This window comes from Sphingomonas sp. 3P27F8 (assembly GCF_005502745.1).
GTDB lineage: Bacteria > Pseudomonadota > Alphaproteobacteria > Sphingomonadales > Sphingomonadaceae > Sphingomonas.
The window spans coordinates 244204-251523 of the sequence record NZ_SCNL01000005.1 but is presented as its reverse complement, the minus strand read 5'-3'; the positions used below and the strand labels follow the sequence as shown (position 1 = coordinate 251523).

Annotated in this window: 8 protein-coding genes; 7 read left to right on the top strand and 1 reads right to left on the bottom strand. The window is 66.4% G+C overall.

The genetic code is table 11. The annotated features are described in order from the left end of the window. The 6 genes from FFS35_RS19965 to mltG all read left to right on the top strand — a co-directional run. Window positions 1-964: hypothetical protein (locus FFS35_RS19965; protein ID WP_171007568.1), on the top strand; the 964-nt coding region annotated here is incomplete at its 5' end. Between the two features lie 50 nt (window positions 965-1014). After that, complete coding sequence (gene fabD, locus FFS35_RS08505) at window positions 1015-1950, top strand: ACP S-malonyltransferase (protein WP_137786641.1); 936 nt, start codon at window positions 1015-1017, stop codon at window positions 1948-1950. 16 nt (window positions 1951-1966) lie between these two features. Beyond that, entirely contained in the window at window positions 1967-2707 is a 741-nt protein-coding gene (gene fabG / locus FFS35_RS08500) for a 3-oxoacyl-[acyl-carrier-protein] reductase (RefSeq protein ID WP_137786640.1), read from the top strand. A gap of 117 nt (window positions 2708-2824) precedes the next feature. Further along, the gene (locus FFS35_RS08495; RefSeq protein ID WP_019515010.1) at window positions 2825-3061 is read left to right on the top strand and encodes an acyl carrier protein; all 237 of its coding nucleotides are present in this window, start codon (window positions 2825-2827) and stop codon (window positions 3059-3061) included. Window positions 3062-3213: 152 nt separating this feature from the next. Beyond that, window positions 3214-4470: a beta-ketoacyl-ACP synthase II gene (gene fabF, locus FFS35_RS08490; protein ID WP_137786639.1), complete on the top strand. Its 1257-nt coding sequence runs from the start codon at window positions 3214-3216 to the stop codon at window positions 4468-4470. 28 nt (window positions 4471-4498) lie between these two features. Then, window positions 4499-5467 (top strand): endolytic transglycosylase MltG, encoded by a 969-nt coding sequence (gene mltG / locus FFS35_RS08485; protein ID WP_137786638.1) that lies wholly within the window; start codon window positions 4499-4501, stop codon window positions 5465-5467. A 14-nt stretch (window positions 5468-5481) separates the two neighbouring features. On the opposite strand, the gene FFS35_RS08480 is transcribed toward mltG, so the two are convergent. Continuing rightward, a complete protein-coding gene (locus tag FFS35_RS08480; RefSeq protein ID WP_137786637.1) occupies window positions 5482-5733 on the bottom strand; it encodes a Rho termination factor in 252 nt (83 codons plus the stop codon). A gap of 123 nt (window positions 5734-5856) precedes the next feature. Here FFS35_RS08480 and purF point away from each other — a divergent pair, with 123 nt between their 5' ends. Then, complete coding sequence (gene purF, locus FFS35_RS08475) at window positions 5857-7314, top strand: amidophosphoribosyltransferase (RefSeq protein WP_137786636.1); 1458 nt, start codon at window positions 5857-5859, stop codon at window positions 7312-7314. Window positions 7315-7320 lie beyond the last annotated feature (6 nt).

Sequence of the window (7320 nt, the reverse complement as noted above, 5' to 3'; positions counted from 1 at the left end):
CCTGTGGCAGGGGGGCGGAGCGGGGGTGTGCTTCGGGATCGCGATCCTCTGTCGCGAAACAAGCGTGCTGCCGCTGCTCGCCTTCGTGCCGATGCTGCTGATCGGGCGGCCGATTCCGCGCCGTGTGCTGATCGCGACGGGGCTTGGCGTCGTGCTCGTGCTCGGCGCGGAGGCGCTGTTTCAATATGCGCTGACGGGCGATCCGTTGCGCCGCTACGCCATCGCCTTCCACCACGACGAGCATATCGACCGCGCCGCCAACCTCGAGGGCAATTTCCTGCTCTGGCCGCCGATCGATCCGCTGCTGGTGCTGCTGGTCAACGACGATTTCGGATTGCTCTTCTGGCTGGCCGGGATCGCGCTGATGCTCGGCGCGACGCGCGGGCTTGGCGAGCCCGCGCGGCAACGGCTTCTCGTGCTGGCGGCGATGGCGGGCGCAAGCTTCCTGCTGGTGGCGGTGCTCTACACCAAGCTGGTGCTCAACCCGCGCTATTTCACGCTGGCGGCGGTTGCCGCCGCGGTGACGGTGGCGATATGGCTGGACCGGCTCTCCGCATCGTGGCGCACCGGGCTGCTCGCCGCGATCATCGGCGGCAATCTGTTGCTGATGAGTGTCGGCAACGCCCACCCGCACTGGGAAATGGAGGTGCTGGTCGATGCGGCGCGCCGTCATCCGCGCGAGATCGTGGCGGGCGCCCCGCATGAAGTGCGACGCGCGCACTATCCGATGGAATTCGCGCACCTCGCCAACCTGCGTTACGCCCCCGCCGCGCCCGGCGGGCTGGTCGTCGTTCCGGCGAGCGCCCGGCCGTCCGGCGTGATCGTGGCGCGCTATCCCTCGCCGCCGACGCGGCTGGGCATGGTGCTGCGGGCGCTGGGGCTGGAGGCGCTCGTCCCCCATGCGATCGCGCGGCGGATGTTTGCGCCCGGCCCCGAAATGCTGCTCGTCCGCACGCAAGGTTGACCGCGCGGCGCTGTCGCGCTTACGCCGCGCGCTTCGATCAAGGAGGCAGCATGCGCGCGTTCATCTTTCCGGGGCAGGGGAGCCAGTCAGTCGGCATGGGCAAGGCGCTCGCCGATGCCAGCGCCCATGCGCGCGAGGTGTTCGAGGAAGTGGACGAGGCGCTTGGCCAGAAACTGTTCCGGCTCATGGCCGAAGGGCCCGCCGACGAACTGACGCTGACCGAGAATGCCCAGCCCGCGATCATGGCCAACGCCATCGCCACGCTGCGCGTGCTGGAACGCGAGGGCGGGGTCTCGCTGGCCGACAAGGCGGATTTCGCCGCCGGCCATTCGCTGGGCGAATATAGCGCATTGTGCGCGGCCGGCACGTTCGACCTTGCCACCACGGCACGGCTGCTCAAGCTGCGCGGACAGGCCATGCAGGCCGCGGTTCCGGTGGGTGAGGGGGCGATGGCCGCGCTGCTCGGCGCCGATCTCGACAAGGCGCAGGCGATCGCCACCGCCGCCGCCGAGGGGCAGGTTTGCACCGTGGCCAATGACAACGATCCCTCGCAGGTCGTCATCAGCGGCCATAAGGACGCGATCGATCGGGCCATAGCCATCGCGAAAGAGCACGGGGCCAAGCGCGCCCTGCTGCTCCCCGTCTCCGCGCCGTTCCACTGCCCGCTGATGCAGCCTGCCGCCGACGCCATGGAAAAGGCGCTTGGCGAGGCGCGGCTGAGCGCCCCGCTGGTGCCGCTCTACTGCAACGTCGATGCCCGCGCGGTGAGCGATGTCGAGACGATCCGCACCGGCCTGGTGCGGCAGGTGACCGGCATGGTCCGCTGGCGCGAATCGGTGCTGGCGATGCAGGAAGCGGGTGTCGGCACATTCATCGAATTCGGCGGCAAGGTGCTCGGCCCGATGGTGAAGCGCATCGCGCCGGACGCCAATGCGATCAGCGTCCTGTCGATGGACGATATCGAAGCGCTGCTCAAGGCGCTGTGATTTTACGGAGATATTGATGTTCGACCTAACAGGCATGACCGCGCTGGTCACCGGCGCCTCGGGCGGGATCGGCTCGGCCATCGCGCAGGCGCTGGCGGCGCAGGGCGCGCGGCTCGCCGTTTCCGGCTCCAATGCCGAAAAGCTCGACGCTTTTCGTGGAAGCCTGGGCGGCGACCATGTAGCGGTGCCGGCCGATCTTTCCGATCCGGCGGCGGTCGATGCGCTGGTGCCCGCCGCCGTGGAGGCGCTGGGCGGGCGGCTCGATATCCTCGTCAACAATGCCGGCATCACGCGCGACAATCTCGCGATGCGGATGAAGGACGAGGAGTGGCAGCAGGTGATCTCGGTCAATCTGGAGGCCGCGTTTCGCCTGATTCGCGCTGCCGCCAGGCCGATGATGAAGCAGCGTTTCGGGCGCGTGATCTCGATCACGTCGGTCGTGGGGCAGACCGGCAATCCCGGCCAGGCGAATTATGCCGCGTCGAAGGCGGGTGTCGTCGGCATGTCCAAGGCGCTCGCGCAGGAACTGGCGAGCCGCAACATCACGGTGAACTGTGTCGCGCCCGGGTTCATCCGATCGGCCATGACCGATGTGTTGCCCGAAGCGCAGAAAACCGCGTTGCTCGGAAGAATTCCGGCGGGCGATCTGGGCACGGGGGAAGACATTGGCGCCGCCGTCGTCTATCTGGCGTCGAAGGAGGCGGGCTATGTGACCGGCCAGACGCTGCATGTTAACGGCGGGATGGCCATGATCTAGCTACGGCGCCGGGCCGCCAATCCCGATGCCCGGCATCAAGCACCGCTTGCCACGAACCGCTAGCCGTTCTAGCTGCGTTCAGGAATCAATAACACCCAACGATATGAGGGCACGAGAATGAGCGAGACCGCCGACCGCGTGAAGAAGATCGTCGTCGAGCATCTCGGCGTCGAAGCCGACAAGGTGACCGAGGATGCAAGCTTCATCGACGATCTCGGTGCCGACAGTCTCGACATCGTCGAGCTGGTGATGGCGTTCGAGGAAGAATTCGGTGTGGAAATCCCCGATGACGCCGCCGAGAAGATCACGACCGTCAAGGACGCGATCACCTATATCGACGAGCACAAGGGCTGAACCGGGGCTGATTATCCAGACCCGACTGTCCTGATCGCCCTGAGCTTGTCGAAGGGCTGCCCTTCACCGGCGACGGAGAATTGGCAGGACAGGGTTTCGACAGGCTCAGCCCCACACGGGCTGGGCCTGTTGTCATTTTTCGGAGAGTTGCAATGCGTCGTGTCGTCGTCACCGGTCTTGGCCTCGTCACCCCGCTGGGGGCCGATGTCGAAACGGCCTGGGCCAATATCATCGCTGCCCGCTCGGGCGCAGGGCTCATCACCCGTTTCGACGCGTCGGATCAGAAATGCCGCATCGCCTGCGAGGTGAAGCCGGCCGATCACGAATATGGCTTCGATCCCTCGAAGCGCGTCGATCACAAGATCCAGCGGCAGGTCGATCCGTTCATCATCTACGGCATCGACGCCGCCGGCCAGGCGCTGGAAGACGCCGGCCTCACCGAGATGAGCGAGGCGGAGCGGTTTCGCGCCGGCTGCTCGATCGGCGCAGGCATCGGTGGGCTGCCCGGCATCGCCAGCGAATCGCTGGTGTGCGAGAACAAGGGGCCGACCCGCGTTTCACCGCATTTCGTGCACGGCCGGCTCATCAACCTGATCTCCGGCCAGGTTTCGATCAAATACGGGCTGATGGGGCCGAATCATGCGGTGGTGACCGCCTGCTCCACCGGCGCGCATTCGATCGGCGACGCCGCGCGGATGATCGCGATGGACGATGCAGACGTAATGCTCGCGGGCGGCGCGGAAGGCGCGATCTGCCCGCTGGGCATCGCCGGCTTCGCGCAGGCCAAGGCGCTTTCCATGCGCAACGACGAGCCGGAAAGGGCCAGCCGCCCCTATGACCGCGACCGCGACGGCTTCGTCATGGGCGAGGGCGCCGGCGTCGTCGTGCTGGAGGAATATGAGCGGGCCAAGGCGCGCGGCGCGAAGATCTATGCCGAGGTGATCGGCTATGGCCTTTCGGGCGATGCCTATCACGTCACCGCACCGCATCCCGAAGGGTCTGGCGCATTCCGCTCGATGGAGATGGCGATGCGCAAGAGCGGCCTCGCGCTGGCCGACATCGATTATATCAACGCCCACGGCACCTCCACCCCGCTCGGCGACGAGCTGGAGCTGGGCGCGGTCCGCCGCCTGTTCGGCGATGCGATCGGGGGGCTTTCGATGTCCTCCACCAAATCCGCGATCGGGCATCTGCTCGGCGGCGCGGGCGCGGTCGAATCGATCTTCTGCATCCTCGCGCTGCGCGACCAGATCGTGCCGCCGACGCTGAACCTCGACAATCCGAGCGAGAATTGCGTGGGCGTCGATCTCGTCCCGCATGTCGCCAAGAAGCGGCAGGTGCGCGCGGTGCTGAACAATTCGTTCGGCTTCGGCGGCACCAACGCGTCGCTGGTGATGAAGGCCGTCTGATTGCGATCGGCGCGGGTGCGATAGCGACATGAAAAGGCTTGGCTGCTCCGCTTTGCTGCTTGCCCTGCTGGGCATTGCCGTGCTCGGCTGGCTGGCGCACGACTGGAGCGGCGCCGGGCCGGCGGCTAAGCCGGTCGCGGTGATCGTGCCGGAGGGCGCCTCGCTCGCCCGCGCGGCGACCGAACTGCAAAAGGCCGGCGCGATCCGGTCTGCCTCGCGCTTCCGCGTCTATGCGCGGGTGTTCGGCGATGGGCAGCCGATCAAGGCGGGTGAATATGCGATCCCGGCCGGCGCGAGCGCATCGGACGTGCTGGGGCTGTTGCAACAGGGCAAGGTGCGCCAGCGGCTCGTTCCCGTGCCTGAAGGCTATCCGTCGATCCTGGTGCACGAAGCGCTGATGAAGGCCGACGGGCTGGTGGGCGATGTGCCGGTGCCGGCGGAAGGCTCGATCCTGCCGGACAGCTACGCCTATCAGAAGGGCGATACCCGCGCGTCGGTCGTCGCGCGGATGCAGAAAGCGATGCGGGACTATCTCGCTGTCGCCTGGAAACGTCGCAAGCCCGGGATCGCCGTCACGACGCCGCAGCAGGCGATCGTCCTCGCCTCAATCGTCGAGAAGGAAACGGGCAAACCCGGCGAGCGACGCGAAGTCGCCGCCGTCTATGCCAACCGGCTGAAGCGCGGCATGCCGCTACAGGCCGATCCGACGGTGATCTATCCGATCACCAAGGGAAAACCGCTCGGCCGCCGCATCCTCCAATCCGAGTTGCGCGCCAGGAACGGCTATAACACCTATGCCGAAACCGGCTTGCCGATCGGCCCGATCGCCAACCCCGGCCGCGCGTCGATCGACGCGGTGCTCGATCCGGCGCAGACCGCCGCGCTCTATTTCGTCGCGGACGGCACCGGCGGCCATGTGTTCGCAAACACGCTTGAGCAGCATAATGCCAACGTGAAGAAATGGTACGCGATCCGCCGCGCGCGGGGAGACATGTAACTGCCGCGGCCACCTCAGCCGTGGTCGCGGATCGCCTTCACCAATTCGCCCTTCGACATCGACGACCGGCCGGCGATCCCGATCCTCTGCGCCTCGCGATAGAGATCATCCTTCGTCCGCCCCTCCAGCTTTCCGCCGCGCGGATGCAGCGTGCCGGCGGCATGGGCATTCGCGATACGGGCGGCTTTCCCGGCGGAATTGCCCTGTTCGCGCAGGGCCTCGTACATTTCCTCGTCCTTGATCTGCGGTGCGTGCTTGCGCGGCATATCGGCCTCCAGTGCGGGGATGAGAGGAAAACCGCCGGGCGCCGGCTTTGCTCCCGTATCGCACCGTGACAAATCCGGGACAGCCCCTATATGCGGCACGGCACGACGCGAGCTTTGCCGGACATGCTGACCACACATCCTTTCGACGACGACCATCTGCACGAAGAGTGCGGCATCTTCGGCGTCTCCGGTGCGGAGAGCGCGTCCGCGCTGGTCGCGCTGGGGCTGCACGCGCTCCAGCACCGGGGCCAGGAAGCGGCGGGGGTCACCTCGTTCGATGGCGCGCAATTCCATACGCATCGCGCGATGGGGCATGTCGCGGGGAATTTCGACCGTGACGAGGTGATCCGCGCGCTGCCCGGCGGCGTCGCCTGCGGCCATGTGCGTTATTCCACCACCGGCGAAACCGCGCTGCGCAATGTGCAGCCGCTCTACGCGGATCTCGCTTCAGGCGGGTTCGCGATTGCGCATAACGGCAATATTTCCAATGCGATGCGGATACGTCGCGAACTGGTGCGGCGCGGTTCGATCTTCCAGTCCACCAGCGACACCGAAACGATCATTCATCTCGTCGCGACGTCCAGCTATCGCTCGCTGCTCGACCGCTTCATCGATGCGCTGAAGCAGGTTGAGGGCGCTTATTCACTGATCGTGATGACGCCGGAGGGCATGATCGCCTGCCGCGATCCGCTGGGCATTCGCCCGCTCGTGATGGGGAAGCTTGGCGATGCGATCATCTTCGCGTCGGAAACGGTGGCGCTCGATGTGGTCGGGGCCGAGTTCGTCCGCGAGGTCGATCCGGGCGAGCTGGTGATCGTGCAGGGGGCCGACATGCGCTCGATCCGTCCGTTCGCCCCGCTGGCGGCGCGGCCGTGCATTTTCGAATGGGTCTATTTTTCCCGCCCGGATTCGATCGTCGGCGATCATTCGGTCTATTCGGTGCGCAAGGGGATCGGCGCGCAGCTGGCGATCGAATCGCCGGTGGAGGCCGATCTGGTCATTCCGGTGCCGGATTCCGGCGTGCCGGCGGCGATCGGCTACGCGCAGCAATCCGGCATCCCGTTCGAACTGGGCATCATCCGCTCGCATTACGTCGGGCGCACCTTCATTCAGCCGGGCGACAAGGTGCGGCATCTGGGCGTCAAGCTGAAGCACAACGCCAATCGCGCGCTGATCGCGGGCAAGCGCGTCGTGCTGATCGACGATTCGATCGTGCGCGGCACCACCAGCGTCAAGATCGTGCAGATGATGCGCGAGGCTGGCGCGGCCGAGGTGCACATGCGCATCGCGAGCCCGCCGACCAAGCATAGCTGCTTCTATGGCGTCGATACGCCCGAGCGCGCCAAGCTGCTCGCGGCCAAGCACGATCTGGCCGCGATGACGCAATATATCGGCGCGGATTCGCTCGATTTCGTCTCGATCGACGGCCTCTACAAGGCGCTCGGCGAGGAAGGCCGCGCGCGTCGCGGCCCGCAATATTGCGACGCCTGCTTCACCGGCGATTATCCAACCACGCTGACCGATCACGACGAACTGGCCGAAGTGGACCAATTCGCGCTGCTCGAAGAACGCGTCGCCTGAGCCACC